The sequence below is a fragment of the Duganella sp. 1411 genome (assembly GCF_017833525.1).
Classification (GTDB): Bacteria; Pseudomonadota; Gammaproteobacteria; order Burkholderiales; family Burkholderiaceae_D; genus Rugamonas.
Genome location: NZ_JAFICD010000001.1, coordinates 74,415 through 96,694 on the forward strand (window position 1 = coordinate 74,415; position 22,280 = coordinate 96,694).

Sequence of the window (22,280 nt, forward strand, 5' to 3'; positions counted from 1 at the left end):
TCATAAAATTTTCCCGGGATTCATGATACCGAGCGGGTCGAGCGCCGCTTTGATGGCCCGCATCATGTTCAGTTCCACCGCCGATTTGTAGTGCGCCAGCTCGTCGCGTTTCAGCGCGCCGATACCGTGCTCGGCGGAAATCGAACCGCCAAAGGCCACCACGCTGTCGTGCACCACGCGGTTGACCTTGTCTTGATTGGCCAGAAAATCCTCGTTGGAAACACCTTCCGGCGGCGCCACGTTGAAGTGCAGGTTGCCGTCGCCCAAGTGCCCGAAGCACACCAGCTGGCAGCCGGGGAAGGCCGCCTGCAGTTGCGGCGCGGTCACGGCGATGAAGTCGGCGATGCGCGACACCGGCAGCGAGATATCGTGTTTGATGTTTTTGCCGGCCTTGGCCTGCGCCAGCGGAATATGCTCGCGCAGCTGCCACAGGCCGGCCGATTGCGCCTCCGACGTCGCCACCACGGCGTCGGTGACGACCTCGCGTTCGAGCGCGGCGCCGATCGCGCGCTCCAGCAGCTCCACCGCGTGTTGTTCCGACTCGCTGCTCGACAGCTCCAGCAGCACGTACTGCGGGTGGGCGTCGGCGAAGGGCTTGGGCAGTTGCGGGAACTGCCGCGCCACCAGCTCCAGGCAGTAGCGCGACATCAGTTCGAAGCCGGTCAGGCTCGCGCCGCAGTGGTCCTGCATCAGCACCAGCAATCGCAGCGCGTCGGCCGGCGAGGGCAGCGCCGCCAATGCGGTGATGCTGGCCTTGGGGCGCGGGTACAGCTTGAGCACCGCGCCGGTGATGACGCCCAGCGTTCCCTCGGCGCCGATGAACAGGTCGCGCAGATCGTAGCCGGTGTTGTCCTTGCGCAGACCGCGCAAGCCGCTCCAGATCTCGCCCTGCGGTGTGACGACCTCCAGGCCCAGACACAGCTCGCGCGTGTTGCCGTAGCGGAGAACGGCCGTGCCGCCGGCGTTGGTGGACAGGTTGCCGCCGATGGTGCAGCTGCCCTCGGCCGCCAGCGACAGCGGGAATAAACAGCCCTCGGCGGCGGCGGCCTCCTGCACCTGCTGCAGGATACAGCCGGCATCGACGGTCATGGTGCGGTTGACGGCGTCGATCTGGCGGATGGCGTTGAGCCGCGCCAGCGACAGCACGACGGCGGTGCCGCTGGCGTCCGGAACGCTGCCCAGTACCAGGCCGGTGTTGCCGCCCTGCGGCACCAGCGGCACGCGCCAGCGCGCGCAGGCCTTCACCAGCGCCGCCACCTGTTCCACCGAGCCGGGACGCAGCACGGCGGCGGCCTTGCCGGTGAAGCGCCCGCGCCAATCGGTGAGGAAGGGCGCGATGTCGGCTTCCGTGTCGAGCACGTGGGCGTCGCCCAGCAGCGATCTGCAGTGAAGGAGAAACGCCATCATTTGACGGTGGTGCCCTTTATCTTGTCGAGCAATTCCTTGGACAGCTTCTTGGCCGCCTTTTTATACGGCCGCAGATACATCACCGCGCACACGAAGTACACGCAGACGATGGCCGCCTCGCCCCAGGCCAGCCAGGCGGACATGCCGTCCTTGTCGCTCCAGCCGCGCACCACGCCCTCGGTGAAGTACAGCAGTATCATCATCGAGGTCCACTGCAAGGTGTAGATGTCGCGCTTCCACACGCCGTACAGCGGCAGCAGCAGCGGCGCCGCCTTGAGCACCAGCCAGGAGCCGCCCGGCTTCAACGGCGCCAGCACCGTCTCCCACAACACGCACCAGACGATCAGTAAAACCAGGCTGCCGATGGCGCCCCAGTGAAAGTACTTATGCATCGCGTTTTGCATTTTGCATCCCCGTTTACAGCTTAGTTTGCGGCTTGGTTGGCGGCCCGATTACGCGGCGGCGCGTAGCTTGACGGCCGTTTCGGCCAGCCGCCGGCCCAGCGCCAGCGCCAGGCGTTTCTCGTCTTCGGTGATGGTCTTCTTGCCATCGAGCCCGGACCAGTGGCTGGCGCCGTAGGGCGTGCCGCCGCTGGCGGTGGTCATCAGTTCCGGATTGGTGTACGGCAGGCCGAGCACCATCAGGCCGTGGTGGAACAACGGTATCATCATCGACAGCAAGGTCGATTCCTGGCCGCCGTGCAGGCTGCCGGTGGAGGTGAACACGCAGGCCGGCTTGCCCGCCAACGTCCCGGCCAGCCACTCGGTGGCGGTGCTGTCCCAAAAATACTTCATGGCCGCGGCCATGTTGCCGAAGCGCGTGGGCGAACCCACCGCCAGGCCGGCGCAGTCGCGCAGATCGTCCAACTCGACGTAGGGCGCGCCCTCGGCCGGCACGTCGGCCTCGGTGGCCTCGGTCACTGTCGAGACCGCTGGAACGGTGCGCAGGCGCGCGTCGCAGCCCGGCACGCCCTCGACGCCCTGCGCGATCAACTCCGCCAATTTGCGCGTGGCGCCATGACGGGAGTAAAACAATACAAGAATAATCAGATTAGGTTGGTTCATCGGCGGTATTATAGGGCGCTTTCGCTGGGGCTAACACTGGCATCTGATTATCGCTCATGTACGCAAAATATATTCATCCGATTCTTCTCTACATATTCCGCAGCTGCCGCGGCGGCATCGAGACCATGCGCTCCTTGTCCTGGCCGGAGGTGCGCGACCTGGTGCTGTTCGCCCACCGCCGCCTGCGCGAGGAAAGCCTGCCGCAGGTAGCCGGCAGCCTCACTTTCACCACCGTGTTCGCGCTGGTGCCGCTGCTGACCATCGCGCTGGCGATCTTCACCACCTTCCCGCTGTTTAACACCTTCCGTACCTCGCTGGAGGCGTATTTCGTCCAGAGCGTGATGCCGAAGTCGATATCGAGCACCATCCTCAATTACCTGACGATGTTCGCCTCCAAGGCCACGCGGCTGTCGGCGGTGGGCGCGGTGGCGCTGATTTTCACGTCGATCGCGATGATGAACCTGATCGAGCGCGTGTTCAACCGCATCTGGCGCGTGCGCGGGGAGCGCAGCTGGACGCGCCGCATCCTGGTCTACTGGGCCATCATCACGCTGGGGCCATTGCTGATCGGCGTGTCGCTGACGCTGTCGTCGCAGGTGTTCATGGCCACCGTCGATTTGTTCGGCCGGGTGCCGGTGGTGGGCGCCATCATCTACACGACGGCGTCGCTGGCGCTGACCACGGCCGGCTTCACGTTGCTGTATCTGGCGGTGCCGAACCGCGACGTCGACTGGCAGGACGCGGCCTGGGGCGGCCTGGTGGCCGGCCTGGCGTTCGAACTGGCCAAGCGCGGCTTCGCCATTTTCATCACCCAGTTCCCGACCTATTCGAAGATCTATGGCGCGCTGGCGGCGCTGCCGCTGTTCCTGCTGTGGGTCTACGTGTCGTGGGTGATCACGCTGATCGGGGCGCTGCTGGTGGCCGCGCTGCCGGTGGTGAAGTACGAGCGCTGGTGGCACGAGGCGCAGCCGGGCGGAGAATTCGTCGACGCCATGGCGATCATCAAGGTGCTGTACGTGGCCTGCAAATGCGGCGACACCGCCCTGGTGGGCGCCGGCGCGATCCGCCTGCGCACGCGCCTGGGCTTCGACGAGATGGACAATCTGCTGGAAAAAATGATGGCCGAGGGCTGGGTGGGGCGGGTCAAGGTGGAGGCGCCGCCGCGGGTCCAATGGGGCAAGCGCGTCAGCGACGGTGCCGATCATTGGGTATTGCTGGCCAACGTGGAGAAGCTGACCCTGGCCGAAGTCTACCGCCTGTTCGTCTTCGGCGGCATGGCGGTCAACGCCGGCGTGGTGGCCGACGGCGACGACGAGCGCGATTTGCAGGCGGCGCGCGAGGCGGCGACGTTGGCGCGCGAGGTCGAAAACGCCGTCGAGGCGGGGCTGGGCAAGACGCTGGCCGAGCATTTCGGACCGCTCGACTGTCGATAGTGCTTGAGCTTTCATTTTTGGAATGCTATATAGATAATATTCCAAAAAACGGGAGGCGCGTCATGTTGAAAATGTCGGCGGCGGCGGTTTTGTTCGGATGCGCGGCGATGGCGTCGGCGCAGCATTTACATCCGCCCGGCCTGGGCGAGCGCGCCGGCGAGGCCAGCATCGCGGTCGACATCAACGGCGCCGGCCAGGTGGCCGGCATCATCGAGGAGGAGAGCGGCCGCCAGCGCGCGGTGCTGTGGGATAAGCGCCTGATCGAACTGGGCACGCTGGGCGGCAGCGACGCCTACACCCGGGGCATCAACGCCGGCGGCGACGTGGTCGGCACGGCGCAGAACAGCGACGGCCGCTGGCGCGCGTTCGTGCGCCGCGCCGGCCTGCCCATGCGCGACCTCGGCACCCTGGGCGGCGGCAGCAGCTACGGCATGGGCATCAACCGCGCCGGCCAGGCGGTGGGTTACGCCGACACCAGCGACGGCTACTTCCGCGCCTTCGCCACCGACGGCGACGGCCCGCTGGTCGATCTGGGCACGCTGGGCGGTAAGATCAGCTACGCGGCCGGCATCAACCGCCACGGCGACATCGTCGGCACGGCCGCGCTCAGCGACGGCTACCGGCGCGCCTTCCTGTACCGGCCCGGCGCCGGCATGACCAACCTGGGCACCCTGGGCGGGCGCTCCAGCAGCGCCACCGCGATCAGCGACAACGGCATCGTGGTGGGCGCGTCGGAGACGGCCGACCGCAGGTGGCACGCCTTCATGCATGACGGCCATAAGATGGTCGACCTGGGTGCGCTGATCGGCTACGGCAGCAGTTTCGCCACCGCCGTCAACGCCGCCGGCCACGTGGTGGGCAGCGTGCGCATCGGCGACGAACGGCGCGCCTTCGTCTACCGCGACGGCAAGATGACCGTGCACCCGGGCGGCTACGGCCTGTACCTGGTCAACAGCATCAACGCCGAGGAGCTGGTGATCGGCGCCAAGTACGTCGCCAAGCGCTTCGAGGCGGCGACGATGCGTTCCAGCCAGCCGGCGGTGACCACGCGCGGCGGCCAGGATCTGGTGACGCTGGGCGCGGTGGTGATCACGGCGGCCTTCGGCATTGTTCTGTACCGGCGCCGCTATCGCGGCATCGCGCTGCGGGTCGAATCGCCGCTGGGACACAAACCGGCAAGAATGTTGTGATTTGCTTATCCGCAGCGCTGGATTTTTTGCCGGGCATAGGCTACATTCGCTATAAGGCTAGAACAACTACAACCCCCATTCACACTGCCTATATCTCAGCGACAGGACGGCCAAAATGAAAGTCTCCGAAATTCTTCAGGTAAAAGGTAGCATTCTTTATACCATCTCGCCTGACCAGCCATTGGCGGACGCCGCCAACACGATGGCCGAGAAGGACATCGGCTCGCTGGTCGTCATGGAGTTCGGCGATCTGGTGGGCATGCTGACGTTCCGCGAAGTGCTGCGGGCGCTGCACGACAACGCCGGCACGGTCGGCGCCGGCACGGTGCGCAAGCACATGGACGACCACCCGATCACCGTCACGCCGGACACCGAGGTCAACGAGGTGCGCCGCATCATGCTGGAAAAGCACGCGCGCTATCTGCCGGTGATGAACGCCAAGACCATCCTCGGCGTGATCTCGTTCTACGACGTCGCGCGCGCGGTGCTGGAGGCGCAAAGCTTCGAGAACCGCATGCTCAAGGCGTATATCCGCGACTGGCCGGCCGAGACGGCGGACCAGCATCCGGACTAAGCGCCGCGCAAGCGGCAACAAAAAAAACGCCATGGGCCTGCGTCCATGGCGTTTTTTCATTCGTCAATCCGGGGTCAGGTCCACCATTTCTACACGAACCCGGCGCTACGCCCCTCATGCGCCGTTAGACGGATGAGCACGTGTAGAATTGGTGGACCTGACCCTGGAGTTTTGAGCCCGGAGTTTCAGGCGGCACCTTCGAGGGCGTCGTTGCTGAGCCAGTCGTCGAGGGCGGCGGCCGTCATCGGCCGCGCGAACAGGAAGCCCTGCGCCAGCGGGCAGCCCAGCGCCTGCAGGATCTGCGCCTGGCGCTCGTCCTCGACCCCTTCGGCGATCACCGACAGGCCCAGGTTGCGCCCCAGCTGGATCACCATCTCGGCGATGCTGCTGCCGCGCGCCGAGCCGGTGATCTCGGTGACGAAGGCGCGGTCGATCTTCAAGCGGTCGATCTGCAGCCGCTGCAGGTACGACAGCGACGAGAAGCCGGTGCCGAAATCGTCGATGGCGATGCTCACCCCCGTCTGCTTGATCTGCCCCAGCATCTTGATCAGCATGTCCGGCTCCTCCATCGCCATCGATTCGGTGATCTCGAGCTCGATGTATTGCGGCGGCGCCTGCGTGTCCTCGAGCGCCCGGCGCAGCATGTCGAGGAAGTGCGGGTGGCGGAACTGCACCTGCGAGACGTTGATCGACATCATGAAGTCGTGGTGCCCGGCCTTGCGCAGGTCGACCAGCTCGCGGCAGGCGGTGCGCATGACCCATTCGCCCAGGTCGATGATCAGGCCCGAATACTCGGCGATCGGGATGAAGCGGTCCGGCGAGATGAACTTGCCGTCCGGCGTCTGCCAGCGCAGCAGCGCCTCGGCGCCCACCGGCCGCCGCGTGGCCAGGTCGATCTGCGGCTGGTAGACCACGAACAGCTGGTTCTGGCCGAAGGCGGTGCGCAGCGCGTGCATCATGCGCACCCGCTCGCGGATCTCGACGCCCATGCTGCGCGAGAAGTAGAAGTGGCCGGCGCGCTGCTGCGATTTGGCGCGCTTGAGGGCGATGTCGGCGTCCTTGAGGGCGTCGGCGCCGCTGCCTTCGTGCTCGGCCAGGCGCACCAGCCCCAGGGTCGCCGACAGTTGCACGTCCTGGCCGTCGATGCTGAAGGCGCGCTGGAACAGCGCCAGGATCTTGCCCGGGTTGACCTGCGACGAGTCGCCCACCAGGCAGAAGATGTCGCCGCCGATGCGCGCCACCGTCAACTGGCCGCCCAGCTCCGATTGCAGCCGGCCGGCCACGGCGATCAGCAGCATGTCGCCGAACTGGTGGCCCAGCGCGTCGTTGGTCTCGGCGAAGTGATCCAGGTCGACCAGCGACAGCGTCGATTGCTCGCGCGCCGGGCCGGCGATGGTGGCGTCGAGGATCTCGACCAGGCGGGTGCGGTTGGGCAGCTTGGACAGCTGGTCGTAGAAGGCGGCGTTGTGCAGGTGCGAGACCAGCTCGACATTGTCGAGGCCGACGGCGACGTTGCCGCAGAAGACGTCCAGCAGCCGCTCGTTGATTTCGGTCGGCTCGCGGCAGACCTCGATGAAGGCGACCGAGTCGCGGCTGGCCTTGCCGGCGAAATACAGGGTCAGCGAGTCCGGACGGTAGATGTTGCGCCGCTCGCGCAGCGCCAGCTCCATCGCCTCGTGCACGCGCGGCTCGCGCGCGGCGGTCAGGACGGTGTGCTCGAGGTCGGCGTAGCGGCCCGACGTGGCCACGACCACCAGCTCGTGGACGCTTTCGTCGCGGCATTCCTGCACGCACAGCACGCCGCTGGTCTCCTGGCACAGCAGCGCGCCGATCTGCGCCAGCACGCCGTCGGCGAAGTTCTTCACGCCGTGCAGGGTCATCAGCTCGGTGCTGGCCTGGACGATCTGGTTGAGGCCGCGCCGGCTGTCGTTGATCTTGCGGATCTGGTCGTACGAGCGCACGGCCGACGTCACCGTCGTGAACAGCTTGATGCGGGTCAGCTCGGACTTGGTCTTGTAGTCGTTGATGTCGAAGTCGCGGATGGCGTCGATCTCGGGCGCGTAGCCGGGCTGGCCGGTGCGCAGGATGATGCGCACGTCGGTCAGTTTGAGCGTTTCGCGGATGTAGCGCACCAGGTGCAGGCCGGCGTCGTCCTGTTCCATGACCACGTCGAGCAGGATGACGGCGATCTCCGGCTCGCTGGCGAGCAGCTCGCGCGCCTGGCTGGCCGAATACGCGTGCACGAATTCGAGCGGCCGCTGCTGCATGTCGAGGTTGCCGAGCGCGAAGGTGGTGGTCGAATGGACGTCCTCGTCGTCGTCGACGATCATGACGCGCCATACATTGCGCGCGCCGGGGGTCTCGGGGGTCGCCGGATGCTCTTCTAAGAATACCAGATCGTCTTGATCATCCTTGGCCGCTGCGGGCTCAAGTGGCGTGATCGGTGGGGGCATGTGTAGCTTCTCCAGGATTGCTCGGTGTTCTTGTAATCAAGTATATAGCGGATTGTCAAAAAGAACGCGGATTTCCCCGGGCTTTGGACGTAACGTTGCGTACCCGTGTGCAACTAGCGTGTTGCCTGTGACTTACATGCCACGCATCGGCCGCTCATCCCATGCTTATTTGCCACATACTTGTCATGGTTGATGCCATTTTACCCAGCAATACTTGCGCTGTGGAAATTATTATCGCCGCCGGCCGCTGGGGGCGGCTGGCTGGTAGAATGAGGAACTTTCCACCTTTTTCCGAAGATTCTCTTCCTATGTCCGGCAATACATTTGGCAAATTGTTTTCTGTAACTACTTTTGGTGAGTCGCACGGTCCGGCGATTGGCTGCGTGATCGATGGTTGCCCACCGGGTTTGCCCCTGTCGGAAGCGGATATCCAGCCGGAACTGGACCGTCGCAAGCCGGGCACGTCGCGCCACGTCACCCAGCGCAAGGAGCCCGACACGGTCGAGATCCTGTCCGGCGTCTACCAGGGCGTGACGACCGGCACCCCGATCGCGCTGCTGATCCGCAACGAGGACCAGCGCAGCAAGGATTACGGCAACATCGTCGACAGCTTCCGTCCCGGCCACGCCGACTACACCTACTGGCATAAATACGGCGTGCGCGATCCGCGCGGCGGCGGCCGCTCGTCGGCGCGCCTGACGGCGCCGGTGGTGGGCGCGGCGGCGGTGGCTAAAAAATGGTTGAAACAGCAATACGGCACCGAGTTCCTCGGCTGCATGAGCCAGCTGGGCGACATTCCGGTGCCGTTCCAGGACTGGTCGCACGTGCACGACAACCCGTTCTTCGCCGCCAGCGGCGACGCCGACCTGATCGCCCGCATGGAGACGGCGATGGACGAGCTGCGCAAGGCCGGCGACTCGATCGGCGCGCGCATCGACGTCATCGCGCGCAACGTGCCGGTGGGCCTGGGCCAGCCGATCTACGACAAGCTCGACGCCGACATCGCCTACGCGATGATGGGCATCAACGCCGTCAAGGGCGTGGAGATCGGCGCCGGCTTCCAGTCGGTGGTGCAAAAGGGCACCGAGCACGGCGACTCGCTGACGCCGCAAGGCTTCATCGGCAACAACGCCGGCGGCGTGCTGGGCGGCATTTCGACGGGGCAGGACATCACGGTGTCGATCGCCATCAAGCCGACCTCGTCCATTCGCTCGCCGCGCGACTCGATCGACAAGGACGGCAAGCCGGTGGTGGTCGAGACGTTCGGCCGCCACGACCCGTGCGTCGGTATCCGCGCCACGCCGATCGCCGAGGCCATGCTGGCCCTGGTGCTGATCGACCACGCGCTGATGCACCGCGCCCAGTGCGGCGACGTCAAGGTGTCCACCCCCGACATCACGCTGTAAGCGGTGCCGGCGCTGTATCCGGCGCAGGCACTGGGCTTCGCCTTATTCCTGTTCTGCTATTACGCGCACGCGGGCACCTGGAGCACCTACGCGACGTTGTTTTTCGCCAACAAAGGCATGAGCGTGGCCCAGATCGGCGTGCTCATGTCGATGATCCAGGTGCTGCGCATCGTCGGCCCCAACGTCTGGGGCTACGTCGCCGACCATTACGACCGGCGCGTGCTGGTGCTGCGGCTGGCCGGCTTCGCCGCGCTGGCGGCGTTCTCCGGCTTCCTGTTCGGCGCCGGCTTCGCCCACTTCATGCTGGCGATGATCCTGTTGAATCTGTTCACCAGCGGCCAGGCGCCGATCTGCGAGGCGCTGATGCTGTCGGAGATGCGCGGCGACCTGACCTTCTATGGCCGCATCCGGATGTGGGGCTCGATCGGCTTCATCGTCGCCGTGACGTTGGCGTCGTACGCGCTGGAGCACTACGGCATCGCCACCTTGCCGTGGGTGGCCGCCGCGCTGCTGGTGCTGACCATCGCCGCCGCCTTCCGCCTGCGCGACGTGCCGCGGCGGGAGCACAAGGAGGCGCCGCTGCCGCTGATGACGTTGTTGCGCCGGCGCGAGGTGCTGGCGTTTTTCACGTCGACGGCGCTGATGGTGGCGGCGCATACGTCGCTGTACACGTTTTATTCGCTGTATCTCGAGCGGCATGGCTACAGCAAGACGGTGATCGGCGCCATGTGGTCGCTGGGCGTGACGGCCGAGGTGCTGTTGTTTTATTTCCAGTCGTCGTTGCTGAAGCGCTGGGGCGCGATGCGCATGATGTATCTGGCGCTGGGCGTGGCGGTGGCGCGCTTTGTGATGATCGGAGCGGGGTCGGATCTGCTTTGGCTGCTGATCGTGGCGCAGCTGCTGCATGCGGCCACGTTCGCGCTGCATCATTCGTCGTCGGTGATGACGCTGCAGCGCTGGTTTTCGGGGCCGTTGCAGGCGCGCGGGCAGGCGCTGTATATGAGCATCTCGTATGGCATCGGCGGCTCGCTGGGCGGGCTGTTTCTGGCGCAGTGGTGGCAGAGGGCGGGGCCGGCGTCGGTGTATTACGTGGCGGCGGTGATGTCGCTGGCGTCGGCGCTGGCGGCGGTGCTGTCGTTCAGGTGGCAGCGAACGCGCGATACGGCTTGGTCTTGCGCGGAGACACGTAGGGCGGATTAGGCGAAGCCGTAATCGGCCATCTTCGAGCCGTCGGCGGCGCATGCATGGCCGATTACGCTTCGCTAATCCGCCCTACGTGTCTCCCCGACGTGTCTCCCCGACGTGTGTCCCCGGTTTGTCTCCCCGGTTTCTCCGCCGGCGCGGATCACACCCGGCCGCCGACCACTTCCTGCGCGTGGCGCCGTTCCACCGCGCGCACCACCAGCGTGCGCAGGTCGTTGAGCAGCGAGAACTCGGTCTGGCTCAGTTGTATCGGCGGGAACGACTCGTCCCAGTCGCCGTACAGGAAGCCGGCCGGCTGGCCATTGGCCGACAGCGGCAGGATGACGAAGCTGCGCGCCTCGGCCAGCGAGCTTTTCCACCACAGCGGCAGCTTGGCGGCGAACTTGGCGTCGCGCGCGTTTTCGATGAAGATCACGCGGTCGCTATTGAGCGCGGCGTGGAACACATTGGGTTCGTAGGCGTCGTCGAAGGTCATCGCCGCCAGCAAATTCCTGGTCCCTTCGCCGAAGGAGATCTTGGCCGCGTAGTGGCCTTCCTTGCGGTTGCGCACAAACGCCACCGCGCGCGAGAAATCCAACCCCTTGTACACCGTCTCGAGCGCGATCTGCACCATCTGGCCCGGGCTGGCCGTGTCGAGCATGTCGCGCATGTCGGCCAGGCCGCTGAGCAGGATCTTGTTGCCGGCCGCGCGCTGGCGCGTCTTGGCCAGCGCCTTGGCGCGCCGTTCGGCGGGACGCGACAGCGGGGCGATGGTCAAATCGTTGGCCGCCACCACCTTGGCCTGCTCGATGGCGTGCATCAGATTGGCCGGCGCCACGCCCAGCATGGCCGCATAGCTTTCGGTCAGCCGCGCGACGGCGTCGTCGCCGGCCGGGTCGTCGTGCCACAGCGATTCGGCGCACATGGCCGACATCGTCGACAGGCCGGCGATCCAGTCCGACGCGCTGACCTCCGCGCCTTCCGCGGTCGGCGCCAGCTTGCGCATGCCCTTGATCAAACTGGCCGGCAGGCCCCAGTGCAGGGCGGCGGCGTGGCCGATCTCCTCCATGCTCAGCCCCAGCACCTCGGGGGCGACGTCGTCGACGCCGCGGCCGTCCTGCTCGGCCAGGCGCTGCAAGTCGGTCCAGCGCTCCGGCATATAGAACGTCATCATCATGCGGCCCAGCGTGTGCAGCATCGAACACACCACGGCCGCCTCGCCATGCGGGCTTTCGGCGGTGTAGGCGATCTGCTGGGCGACGATCCCCGCCAGCACCGCCTTTTCCATTTCGATGTGGGCGATGGTGGCGTCGCTGGAGGTCGTGGCCAGCTCCTCGATCAGTTTGAGGCCGAGCGCGAGATGGCCGATGGTCTCGGTGCCCAGCACCAGCACCGCCTTCGAGACGGTGGAAACGTGCTGGCCGAAGGCCGAGTACATGCCGCTGTTGGCCAGCCGCAGCACCTTTTGCGTGAGCACCGGGTCCGACAGCACGGTGCGGGTCATGTTGAATTCCTGGTCGTCCTCGCCGCGCATGGCGCTCAGGATGGCGGTGATGGCCTTGGCGAAGCCGGGCATGTCGCCCTGGCGGCGCGTGCAGTCCCACAACTGGGCCAGCGTTTGGTCGCCCAGCGGCGTGCCGGCTTTGAAGCCGCCGGTCATTGCGACACCTGCCGCAGGTCGGCCGGCACCACCTTGACGTGGATGCTTTCCTTGAGCGCGGCCAGCGCGACGTTGGCCGGCATCGGCTTGCCGGTCAGGTAGCCCTGGATGTACTGGCAGCCGCGCTGTTCAAGGAAGTGCAGCTGCTCCTCGGTTTCGACGCCCTCGGCCACCACCGACAAGTCCAGGTGCTTGGCCAGGTCGAGCACGGCGTTGCAGATGGCGCCGTCCTTTTGCGAGTCGGGCAGGTCGCGGATGAAGGCGCGGTCGATCTTGAGCACCGAGATGGGAAAGCGCTTGAGGTAGGCCAGCGACGAATAGCCGGTGCCGAAATCGTCAATCGCGATGCGGGCGTTGCGCTCCGCCATTTTGGACAGGATCGATTCGGCGTGGACCGGATCGATCATCAATGTGCCTTCTGTAATTTCCAACACCAATTGCCCACCCAGTAGGCCCGAGAACGCGATGGCGTCGTCGAGCACGTCAAGAAACTTATCATTACGGAATTGCCGTGGGCTAATATTAACAGAGATGTAGAGCGGGCGTTTCGCCACCTCCTCGAACTGCTTGAGCTGCACGCAAGCGGCCTTGAGGGCCCAGGCGCCGAGCAGGTTGATCAAGCCGTTGGTCTCGGCGATCGGGATGAAGCGGGCCGGCGGCACCATGCCCAGGGTCGGGTGCTTCCAGCGCATCAGCGTCTCGAAGCCCTGGATCTCGCGCGTTTTGGTGTCGACGATCGGCTGGTAGTAGAGCAGGAACTCGCCTTCGCGCACCGCCTGGAACATCGCCGCCTCGAGCGAGATGTCGTGCGCCGGCGGGCCGGCCTCGGACGGGCTGTAGACCACGCAGCGCGCCTTGCCGGTCTCCTTGGCGCGCGACATGGCGGCGTCGGCCAGCGCCACCAGCCGCACCTCGTCCTCGGCGTGGGTCGGATAGACGGCCACGCCGACCGAGGCGCCGATGTAGATGGTGTGGTGGTCGATTTCGAACGGCGACTGCAGCGTGGCGATCAGGCGGCCGGTGACCAGTTTGATCTGCGCTTCGGTGGCGGTGCCCGGCAGCACGGCGACGAATTCGTCGCCGCCGACGCGGGCCAGGGTGTCGCTGTCGCGCAGCGTCTTGCGCAGGCGGGCGGCGGCCACGCGCAACAGCGCGTCGCCGGTCGGGTGGCCCAGGCCGTCGTTGACCTTCTTGAAGCCATCGAGGCCGATGGTGGCCACCGCGAAGCCCTGGCCCGAGCGGCGCGCGTTGGCGATCACCATGCGCATGCGGTCCGACAGCAGCAGGCGGTTGGGCAGTTCGGTGAGCGCGTCGTGGGTGGCCATGTGGCGCAGCCGTTCCTCGGTGGCGTGCTGGATCGTCATGTCGCGCCCGACCACCAGCAGCCCGGCGACGTCTTGCGGGTCGACGTAGCGGGAGATGCGCAGTTCGTGCCAGACCTCGGCGTCGGGCGTCTTGACGCGCACCTCGATCAGGCGCGCGGTGCCCGACTCGGCGGCGTCCGCCAGCGCGGCCGCCAGCGGCGCCTGGTCGGCTTCGCATACCAGCGTGGCCAGCGTGCCGCCGGCCAGCGCGGTCGGGCGCGCCAGCAACGCGGTCGCGCGCCGGCTGGCGAAGATGATGTCACCGTGCCGGTCGAGGCGGAAAACGACATCGCCAGCCTCCTCCATGAGGTGGTCCGCGAGGTGATCCGCGAGGTGATCCGACTCGTGGCGCGCATCGCGCGCAGGCTGTGATGGATGGGTGGGGTGCATCGCGGTTCTACGCTTTCAAGTTATTCATGTAACAATTGGGATGCATTTGTCTAGCAAAACCAGAACGAAATGTATCATTGATGAGTTCGGATTTACATGAAAAACGGCAACATTCCTTCGAGTTTTACTCATTTCTATTGAGAAACCTCTAAAGATGTGCTGTCAGAGCGAAGAAAGGCCTGCCGGCGGGCCGGATAATGCCTTCCTGGAGGCCGGGCGAGCGCTTGCCCGGCAGCGTGGTTTGCGCTAGTCTGAATTGTCAAATCGACCCCAATATCGCACGCGAGGAGATCTTGCCGTGAACACCGCCATCGATCCTTTTCTGGACAACCCTTTCGATACCCATCAGGTGCGCAACACCGTGGCGCCGCTGGAGAATTTCAATTTATTCACGGCCGATCCGGCGTTGGTCGAGGCCGTGCGGCGCGAGGGCGGCGGCGCGCAGGCCGAGGCGCTGCGGGCGCTGGGCGAGCAACTGGGCCGCGCCGGGACGCTGGAGCTGGCGCGCCTGGCCAACCAGTATCCGCCGACGCTGCACAACTTTGACCGCGCCGGCAACCGCATCGACGAGGTGGAGTTCCACCCCGCCTGGCATAGCCTGATGAAGCTGCTGATCGAGAACGGCGCCCACGCCTCCCCATGGCTGGGCGGCGAGGGCGCGCAGGTGGCGCGGGCCGCCAAATACCTGATGTTCGGCCAGGTGGAGAACGGTTCGCAATGCCCGGTGACGATGACCTACGCGTCGGTGCCGGCGCTGCGCCAGGCGCCGGCCATCGCCGCCAAATGGCTGCCCAGGATACTGTCGATGGAATACGATCCGCGCTCGCTGCCGGTGGAGCAAAAGCGCGGCGCCATCATCGGCATGGGCATGACGGAAAAGCAGGGCGGCTCCGACGTGCGCGCCAACACCACCCGCGCCGAGCCGGTGCCGCCGGAGCAAGCGCGGGCGATGTTCGGCGACGAGGGCGTGGATGTGTATCGCATCGTCGGCCACAAATGGTTCTTCTCGGCGCCGCAAAGCGACGCCCACCTGATCCTGGCGCAGACCGGCGACGGCTTGTCCTGTTTTTTCCTGCCGCGCTATTTACCGGACGGCGGCCGCAATCGGATCCGCGTGCAGCGCTTGAAGGACAAAGTGGGCAACCGCTCCAACGCCTCGTCCGAGGTCGAGTTCACCGGCGCCTACGGTTGGCTGGTCGGCAAGGCGGGACGCGGCATTCCGACGATCCTGGAGATGGGCAGCCACACGCGGCTCGATTGCGTGCTCGGTAGCGCCGGCGCGATGCGGGCCGCGCTGACGCACGCGCTGCACCACGCGCGCGGGCGCTCGGCGTTCGGCAAGCCGCTGTCCGAGCAGCCGCTGATGCAAAACGTGCTGGCCGACCTGGCGCTCGAATCGGAGGCGGCCACCGCGTTTTCCATGCGGCTGGCGCGTTGCTTCGACCAGGGCGGCGACCCGGCGCAGCAGCTGTTGGCGCGCATCCTGACGCCGGCCGGCAAATACTGGATCTGCAAGCGCGGCCCGGCCTTCGGCGCCGAGGCGATGGAGGTCGTCGGCGGCAGCGGCTATGTGGAGGACGGCCCGCTGGCGCGCCTGTACCGCGAGCTGCCGGTCAATTCGATCTGGGAGGGTTCCGGCAACGTGATGTGCCTCGATCTGCTGCGGGCGTTCGGCAAAACCCCGGCCGCGCGCGAGGCGCTGGCGGCGGAACTGGAGCTGGCCGGGGACGGGGAGGGCGCAGGCCACGGCGACTACGTGCGCTACACGCAGGCGCTGCTGGCCGATGTGAGCCAGCCGGTGGCCGACGAATTCGGCGCGCGCCTGCTGGCCGAACGCGTCGTGCTGGCGGTGCAGGCCGGCCTGCTGCTGCGCCACGCGCCGTTGTACGTGTCGTCGGCGTTCGTCGCCTCGCGGCTGGCGCGCGAGCCCGGCGGGGCGTTCGGACGCCTGCCGGCGGGCGTGGATTGCGCCGCGATTCTTGGACGGGCTCTGGTGCTGCCCTAGTATAATGACGGCATAACCGTCTAAAAAGAGCAAACAATGAAACAAGACCCGCGCTTTCCCAATCTGTTCATCACCGACCACCCGCTGATCCAACACAAACTGAGTCACATGCGCGAGAAGGATACGTCGACCCGTACCTTCCGCGAACTGCTCAAGGAAATCACGCTGCTGATGGGTTACGAGATCACCCGCGACCTGCCGCTGACCACGCGCACCATCGAAACGCCGTTGATGACGATCGACGCGCCCGTCATCGCCGGTAAAAAACTGGCGATCGTGCCGATCCTGCGCGCCGGCATCGGCATGAGCGATGGCTTATTGAATCTGGTGCCGTCGGCGCGCGTGGGCCACATCGGCGTGTTCCGCGACCCGGACACCCACCAGCCGGTCGAGTATCTGGTGCGCCTGCCGGATCTGGTCGAGCGTACCTTCATCCTGTGCGATCCGATGGTCGCCACCGGCAATTCGGCGGTGCACGCGGTCGACGTGCTGAAGTCGCGCGGCGTGACCGATGAGCAGATCATCTTCCTGGCGCTGGTGGCGGCGCCGGAAGGCATCGCGGTGTTCCAGAAGTCCCATCCGGGCGTGAAGATCTATTGCGCCTCGCTCGACTCGCACCTGAACGAACACGCCTACATCATCCCGGGCCTGGGCGACGCGGGCGACCGCATCTTCGGCACCAAATAAGCGGCCATGGCGACCCCTGTCGATCCCGATTTCCGCGCGCGCCTGGCGGCGCTGAACGAAAAGTTCGCCGTGACCGTGCCGGTGACGATGGAAAAGATCGCCGCTGCGCTGGCCGCCTGCCAGACGGAGGCCGAGGCGGGTGCGCCGCCGGCGGAGGCGACGCTGCGCCAGCTCCACGAGCTGCTGCATGGCGTGGCCGGATCGGCCGCGACCTTCGGCTTCGCCACCCTGGGCCGCGAGGCGCGGCGCATCGAGCACACGCTGCGCGAGGTGATGGCCACCGGCACCGGCTGGGACGCCGTGGTGCCCGAGGTGGAGAAATACCTGCGCTGGGCCGCGTGTGACCCTCACGCAACGATTTACGATTGAGACGTGCGCTTGATGTAAATCAAACCAGTTATCATTTAGTTGTCTATAGTGACAGTTACACACCACGCACAAGAGAGCGAAGTGCCGGTGGAAGGCCCGAAGTTTTCGGTTTTTCTACCAAAAAAAGCGACGGTTTGCATTTATTTTCGTGAACACGTGCTTTTCTCTTGTAAATGGGTATAATGCGGGATCGTTTAGATTCAAGAGTAGTGCAGTTAGTCTGTCATTTCTTTCTTGCCTCAAACGATATCACGGGCGCAAGCCCAACTTAACTGAAATAGGAATTGTAATGGCAACTGGTATCGTAAAATGGTTCAATGATTCGAAGGGCTTCGGCTTTATCACCCCTGACGAAGGCGGCGAAGATCTGTTCGCTCACTTCTCGGCGATTCAGTCCGCAGGCTTCAAGTCGCTGCAAGAGAACCAACGTGTTTCTTTTGAAGTGACTGCTGGTCCTAAGGGCAAGCAAGCTTCGAACATTCAGCCTCTGTAATACGCTGAATCAAACGAAATAAAGAAATCCTCGGTATCCGAGGATTTTTTTTCGTCCGCGTTTTTGTGAATCGAACCGCTAGACTATCTCGTGCGGCGCGTGAGGAGAGTGGCCACGTAGGGCGGATTAGGCGGAACGCCGTAATCGGCCAGGAGCCGCCGACGACGTCACTGTTTGCCCGACCGCCTCCAATAGTCCGCCTGCGCATAGGTATGCCGCAGAAAATCGACAAACGCCCGTATCCGCAGCGGCAAATGCCGGCGCTGCGCGAACACCGCATAGATATCATTGCCCGGCGCCGCATGCTGATCGAGCACCGTCTGCAGCTTGCCCGCCTCGATCTCGCTGCCCACTTCCCACATCGACCGCCACGCCAGCCCCTTGCCGGCCAGCGCCCAATCGTGCAGCACCTGGCCATCGTTGCTGCCCATGTTGCCGTTCACCTTCAACACCACGTTCTTGCCGTTGTCGCGGAAGGTCCAGCCGCGCTGGCTGCCTTCGCTGCTGATGGCCAGGCAATTGTGCTTGGCCAGGTCGGCCAGCGTCTTCGGCTCGCCGTGGCGCTTGAGATAGGAGGGCGCGCCCACCACCACGCGCTCATTGTCGGCCAGCTTGACGCTGACCAGGTTGGAATCGGCCAGGCTGGCGATGCGGATCGCCACGTCGATGCCTTCGCCGACGATGTCGACCACGCGGTCGCTCATGTTCAAGGTCGCCGTCACGTCGCGGTGCTCGCTGAGGAAGGAGGGCAGCAGCGGCGCCACATGCTGGCGGCCGAAGCCGGCCGGCGCCGAGATCATCAAATGCCCGGTGGCGTGCGCGCTGCGTTCGGCCACCGCCGTTTCGGCCTCCTCCAGCTCCGCCAGGATGCGCTGGCAATCCTCCAGGAAGGCCGCGCCCTCGTCGGTCAGCGCCAGCTTGCGCGTGGTCCGCTGCAATAGCTTGACGCCCAGCCGGCTCTCCAGCGCGTCCAGGCGGCGCCCGATCATGGCCGGCGCGATGCCCTCGGCCCGTGCGGCGGCCGATAGGCTGCCCCTGGCGACCACTTCAACGAAGGTGGAAATTTGTCTGAACTGGCCCATGACGTGGCGTGCCCCTCACTTGTGATAAAAACGCATAGATGAAGTGATTTTTAGTCTCGTTTGCATAACTTATCAGTGAATATACTGTAAAACAGAACGCCGCGTAACCGAGCAGCCACACTAAAAGATTCAGGCGCGCGCAGGCATCGACAGTGCTTATAATTTGGTATGGAAGTTAATATTTTCTTACGGAGACTTATCCCATGACGCAGTCCACCATCACCTTGCCGGCAGGCATGCAAATCACCGGCGAGATCAAGCCCGGCTACGAAAACATCCTGACCGCCGACGCGCTGTCGCTGGTGGTCAAGCTGACGCGCGAGTTCGAAGCGCGCCGTCAGCAGCTGCTGGCCGTGCGCGTGGAGCGCGCCAAGCGCCTCGACGCCGGCGAGCGTCCGGACTTCCTGCCGGAGACCGCGCACATCCGCGCCGGCGACTGGAAGATCGCGCCGATTCCGAAGGCGCTGGAATGCCGCCGCGTGGAAATCACCGGTCCGGTCGAGCGCAAGATGGTCATCAACGCCTTCAACTCGGGCGCCGACAGCTACATGACCGACTTCGAGGATTCCAACACGCCCAATTGGGACAACCAGATCACCGGCCAGATCAACATGTTCGACGCCGTGCGCCGCACCATCTCGCTCGAGCAGAACGGCAAGTCGTACAAGCTCAACGACAAGATCGCCACCTTGGTCGTGCGTCCGCGCGGCTGGCACCTGGATGAAAAGCACGTGCTGGTCGACGGCAAGCGCATTTCCGGCGGCATCTTCGACTTCGCGCTGTTCATGTTCCACAACGCCAAAGAGCAGCTGGCGCGCGGCGCCGGCCCGTATTTCTATCTGCCGAAGATGGAATCGCACCTGGAGGCGCGCCTGTGGAACGACATCTTCGTCATGACGCAGAACGAGCTGGGCCTGCCGCAGGGCACGATCAAGGCGACCGTACTGATCGAAACCATCCTGGCCGCGTTCGAGATGGACGAGATCCTGTACGAACTGCGCGAGCACAGCTCCGGCCTGAACGCGGGCCGCTGGGATTACATCTTCTCGTGCATCAAAAAGTTCAAGCTGGACAAGGATTTCTGCCTGGCCGACCGCGCCAAGGTGACGATGACGGCACCGTTCATGCGTGCCTACGCACTGCTGCTGCTCAAGACCTGCCACAAGCGCAACGCGCCGGCCATCGGCGGCATGGCCGCGCTGATCCCGATCAAGAACGATCCGGAAAAGAACGAGGTCGCGATGGGCGGCGTGCGCAACGACAAGGCGCGCGACGCCACCGACGGCTACGACGGCGGCTGGGTGGCCCACCCGGGCCTGGTCGAGCTGGCGATGACCGAGTTCACCAAGGTGCTCGGCGACAAGCCGAACCAGATCGACAAGCAGCGTCCGGACATCGACGTGACGGCCGCGCAGCTGCTGGACTTCAAGCCGGAGGCGCCGATCACCGAGGCCGGCCTGCGTTACAACATCAACGTCGGCATCCACTACCTGGGCAGCTGGCTGGCCGGCAACGGCTGCGTGCCGATCCACAATCTGATGGAAGACGCGGCCACCGCCGAAATCAGCCGCTCGCAGGTGTGGCAGTGGATCCGCTCGGACAAGGGGGTGCTGGAAGACGGCCGCAAAGTCAGCGCCGACATGGTGCGCGCGATGATACCGGAGGAGTTGGCCAAGGTGCAGCGCGACGCGCCGGGCGGCGATGGTCCGACGTATGTGCGCGCCGGCCAGATTTTCGAGCAGATGTCGACCTCGACCGAGTTCGCCGAGTTCCTGACCCTGCCGCTGTACGAAGAGATTTAACCGCGGCGTAACCCGCAAGGCCAGGCGGGGTCGTACCCATTCGGGTACGACCCCTTTATCCGGTGTGCGGGTTAAAAATCATTTTTCCACAAGCGCAGCGCGGTGAAGGTGGCCAGCGCGGTGTCGATGCGATCGAGCCGTCCGGCCTTGACCAGTTGTTCCGCGATGGCCGGCTCCCGGTAGCGCAGGAACGGGTTGGTCGCCTTCTCCACGCCGATCGTGCTCGGCACCGTCGGCAGATTGTGCTCGCGCTTGTCGGTCTCCACTTTCACACGCTCCTGCAGCGCCACATTGTCCGGCTCCACCACGCGCGCGAAGCGCAGGTTGGACAGCGTATATTCGTGGGCGCAGTACACCTTGGTATTATCCGGTAGCGCGGCCAGTTTGCCGAGCGAGCTGATCATCTGCGCCGGCGTGCCCTCGAACAGGCGGCCGCAGCCGCCGGCGAACAGCGTGTCGCCGCAGAACAGCCAGGTCGGCTCGTCGGCGGACGGTTCGCGCACGTAGGCGATGTGGCCCATGGTGTGGCCCGGCACGTCGAGCACGGACAGGCGCAGCGCCAGGCCCGGCACGTCGAACTGCTTGCCTTCGCCGACCGGCAAGGTGACGGCGGCGATGGTCTCGTTGCGCGGGCCGAAAACGGGAACCTGATAATGCTGTAATAATTCGGGAACGCCGCCGATGTGGTCAGCGTGGTGATGGGTGAGTAGAATGGCGGTGAGCTTGAGTCCGTTTGCCTTCAGCGCCGCCAGAATCGGCTTGGCGTCGCCGGGGTCGACTACGGCGGCATGCACACCATCATGTATCAGCCACAGATAATTGTCGTGGAATGCTGGAACCGTCAGAACACTGAGAGCTTGGTTAGAAGATATGGTCATTGGATCGCAAAAGGCTAGACATGGATAAAGCGGGATCGGAGCAATCCATTATAGCGCTGGAAGGCTGGCTGCAAACGCCCGCGGGTGTGTACTTGCGTGCGTGGGAACAAACATGTCTCGATAATTTAACAGCCGATATCTTCGGATTCAACGCGGTGCAGATCGGCATGCCTCAAATCGATGCACTCGCGGCCAACCGCATGCCGTACAAATGGCTGGCCGACCGCAAAGTGCGGCCGCCGGCCGCGCCCGCCGCGCCGCCGGTATCGACCCAAGGCGCGCCGGTGGTCGAGCCGGCGCCGCCGCCGCGTCCGGTCGCGCTCACACTCGATTACACCGAGCTGCCGTTCGCCTCGCAAAGCATGGACCTGGTGGTGCTGCCCCACGTGCTGGAATTTTCCACCGACCCGCACCAGGTGCTGCGCGAGGTCGAGCGCGTGCTGATCCCGGAAGGCCAGGTCATCATCTGCGGCTTCAACCCGGCCAGCCTGTGGGGCGCGCGGCATGTGATGCGGCGCGTCGGCGGCACCTCCTTCCTGCCGCGCACCGAGGAGCTGATCACTATGCCGCGCATGAAAGACTGGTTAAAATTATTGAACATGAGCGCCAGCCAAAGCCATTTCGGCTGCTACGCGCCGGCCTGTCGCACAGAAAAATGGCTGAACCGCTACGCATTCATGGATAATGCCGGGCCACGTTGGTGGCCGTTCTTCGGCGGCGTCTATATCGTGCAAGCGATCAAGCGCGTCAAGGGCATGCATCTGATCGGTCCGGCTTGGACCAAGAAATCGGCGACGGCCCAGGTGGTCGTCCCTGCAACAAATAAAAGGCGGGAATAGCA

The 22,280-nt window shown here is 65.0% G+C and carries 19 protein-coding genes; 11 read left to right on the forward strand and 8 right to left on the reverse strand.

Annotated elements, in window-relative coordinates; all coding sequences use genetic code 11:
* The 3 genes from JOD97_RS00285 to wrbA are packed head-to-tail and all read right to left on the reverse strand — an operon-like array spanning window position 1 to window position 2,471.
* Window positions 1-1,407 carry an FAD-binding oxidoreductase gene (locus JOD97_RS00285; protein ID WP_209712655.1) on the reverse strand — a complete coding sequence of 469 codons (1,407 nt, stop codon included), beginning with the start codon at window positions 1,405-1,407 and terminating at the stop codon, window positions 1-3.
* Entirely contained in the window at window positions 1,404-1,811 is a 408-nt protein-coding gene (locus tag JOD97_RS00290; RefSeq protein WP_209712656.1) for a DUF2069 domain-containing protein, read from the reverse strand. Before JOD97_RS00290 ends, JOD97_RS00285 begins: the two co-directional genes overlap by 4 nt.
* Before the next feature lie 48 nt (window positions 1,812-1,859).
* The gene (wrbA, locus tag JOD97_RS00295) at window positions 1,860-2,471 is read right to left on the reverse strand and encodes an NAD(P)H:quinone oxidoreductase (RefSeq protein WP_209712657.1); all 612 of its coding nucleotides are present in this window, start codon (window positions 2,469-2,471) and stop codon (window positions 1,860-1,862) included.
* 125 nt (window positions 2,472-2,596) lie between these two features.
* Here wrbA and JOD97_RS00300 point away from each other — a divergent pair, with 125 nt between their 5' ends.
* The 3 genes from JOD97_RS00300 (at window position 2,597) to JOD97_RS00310 (ending at window position 5,668) form a co-directional block, all read left to right on the forward strand.
* The gene (locus JOD97_RS00300; protein WP_373999759.1) at window positions 2,597-3,904 is read left to right on the forward strand and encodes a YihY family inner membrane protein; all 1,308 of its coding nucleotides are present in this window, start codon (window positions 2,597-2,599) and stop codon (window positions 3,902-3,904) included.
* Window positions 3,905-3,966: 62 nt separating this feature from the next.
* Window positions 3,967-5,094 carry an HAF repeat-containing protein gene (locus JOD97_RS00305; protein WP_229264124.1) on the forward strand — a complete coding sequence of 376 codons (1,128 nt, stop codon included), beginning with the start codon at window positions 3,967-3,969 and terminating at the stop codon, window positions 5,092-5,094.
* A 115-nt stretch (window positions 5,095-5,209) separates the two neighbouring features.
* Window positions 5,210-5,668: a CBS domain-containing protein gene (locus JOD97_RS00310; protein ID WP_209712659.1), complete on the forward strand. Its 459-nt coding sequence runs from the start codon at window positions 5,210-5,212 to the stop codon at window positions 5,666-5,668.
* 185 nt (window positions 5,669-5,853) lie between these two features.
* Here JOD97_RS00310 and JOD97_RS00315 read toward each other — a convergent pair whose 3' ends face one another.
* Entirely contained in the window at window positions 5,854-8,121 is a 2,268-nt protein-coding gene (locus tag JOD97_RS00315) for an EAL domain-containing protein (protein ID WP_209712660.1), read from the reverse strand.
* A 308-nt stretch (window positions 8,122-8,429) separates the two neighbouring features.
* Here JOD97_RS00315 and aroC point away from each other — a divergent pair, with 308 nt between their 5' ends.
* Complete coding sequence (gene aroC, locus JOD97_RS00320) at window positions 8,430-9,527, forward strand: chorismate synthase (protein ID WP_209712661.1); 1,098 nt, start codon at window positions 8,430-8,432, stop codon at window positions 9,525-9,527.
* 3 nt (window positions 9,528-9,530) lie between these two features.
* Window positions 9,531-10,727, forward strand: a complete 1,197-nt coding sequence (locus tag JOD97_RS00325; RefSeq protein ID WP_373999760.1) for an MFS transporter — start codon at window positions 9,531-9,533, stop codon at window positions 10,725-10,727.
* Window positions 10,728-10,872: 145 nt separating this feature from the next.
* On the opposite strand, the gene JOD97_RS00330 is transcribed toward JOD97_RS00325, so the two are convergent.
* Window positions 10,873-12,369: an HDOD domain-containing protein gene (locus tag JOD97_RS00330; protein ID WP_209712662.1), complete on the reverse strand. Its 1,497-nt coding sequence runs from the start codon at window positions 12,367-12,369 to the stop codon at window positions 10,873-10,875.
* On the reverse strand, window positions 12,366-14,039 hold the full coding sequence (locus JOD97_RS00335) for a bifunctional diguanylate cyclase/phosphodiesterase (RefSeq protein ID WP_209712663.1): 1,674 nt from the start codon (window positions 14,037-14,039) through the stop codon (window positions 12,366-12,368). Before JOD97_RS00335 ends, JOD97_RS00330 begins: the two co-directional genes overlap by 4 nt.
* Window positions 14,040-14,421: 382 nt before the next feature.
* Here JOD97_RS00335 and JOD97_RS00340 point away from each other — a divergent pair, with 382 nt between their 5' ends.
* The 4 genes from JOD97_RS00340 to JOD97_RS00355 all read left to right on the forward strand — a co-directional run bounded on the left by JOD97_RS00340 (window position 14,422) and on the right by JOD97_RS00355 (window position 17,677).
* Complete coding sequence (locus tag JOD97_RS00340; RefSeq protein WP_373999761.1) at window positions 14,422-16,128, forward strand: isovaleryl-CoA dehydrogenase; 1,707 nt, start codon at window positions 14,422-14,424, stop codon at window positions 16,126-16,128.
* A 36-nt stretch (window positions 16,129-16,164) separates the two neighbouring features.
* Entirely contained in the window at window positions 16,165-16,815 is a 651-nt protein-coding gene (gene upp, locus JOD97_RS00345) for a uracil phosphoribosyltransferase (protein ID WP_209712664.1), read from the forward strand.
* Window positions 16,816-16,821: 6 nt separating this feature from the next.
* Complete coding sequence (locus JOD97_RS00350) at window positions 16,822-17,184, forward strand: Hpt domain-containing protein (protein ID WP_209712665.1); 363 nt, start codon at window positions 16,822-16,824, stop codon at window positions 17,182-17,184.
* A 289-nt stretch (window positions 17,185-17,473) separates the two neighbouring features.
* The gene (locus tag JOD97_RS00355; protein ID WP_008448165.1) at window positions 17,474-17,677 is read left to right on the forward strand and encodes a cold-shock protein; all 204 of its coding nucleotides are present in this window, start codon (window positions 17,474-17,476) and stop codon (window positions 17,675-17,677) included.
* Between the two features lie 167 nt (window positions 17,678-17,844).
* Here JOD97_RS00355 and JOD97_RS00360 read toward each other — a convergent pair whose 3' ends face one another.
* A complete protein-coding gene (locus JOD97_RS00360) occupies window positions 17,845-18,759 on the reverse strand; it encodes a LysR family transcriptional regulator (RefSeq protein WP_209712666.1) in 915 nt (304 codons plus the stop codon).
* A gap of 203 nt (window positions 18,760-18,962) precedes the next feature.
* On the opposite strand from JOD97_RS00360, the gene aceB reads away from it, so the two are divergent.
* Entirely contained in the window at window positions 18,963-20,561 is a 1,599-nt protein-coding gene (aceB, locus tag JOD97_RS00365; RefSeq protein WP_209712667.1) for a malate synthase A, read from the forward strand.
* Window positions 20,562-20,632: 71 nt separating this feature from the next.
* Here aceB and gloB read toward each other — a convergent pair whose 3' ends face one another.
* Window positions 20,633-21,439 (reverse strand): hydroxyacylglutathione hydrolase, encoded by an 807-nt coding sequence (gene gloB, locus JOD97_RS00370; protein WP_209712668.1) that lies wholly within the window; start codon window positions 21,437-21,439, stop codon window positions 20,633-20,635.
* A gap of 20 nt (window positions 21,440-21,459) precedes the next feature.
* On the opposite strand from gloB, the gene JOD97_RS00375 reads away from it, so the two are divergent.
* Complete coding sequence (locus tag JOD97_RS00375; protein ID WP_209712669.1) at window positions 21,460-22,278, forward strand: class I SAM-dependent methyltransferase; 819 nt, start codon at window positions 21,460-21,462, stop codon at window positions 22,276-22,278.
* Window positions 22,279-22,280 lie beyond the last annotated feature (2 nt).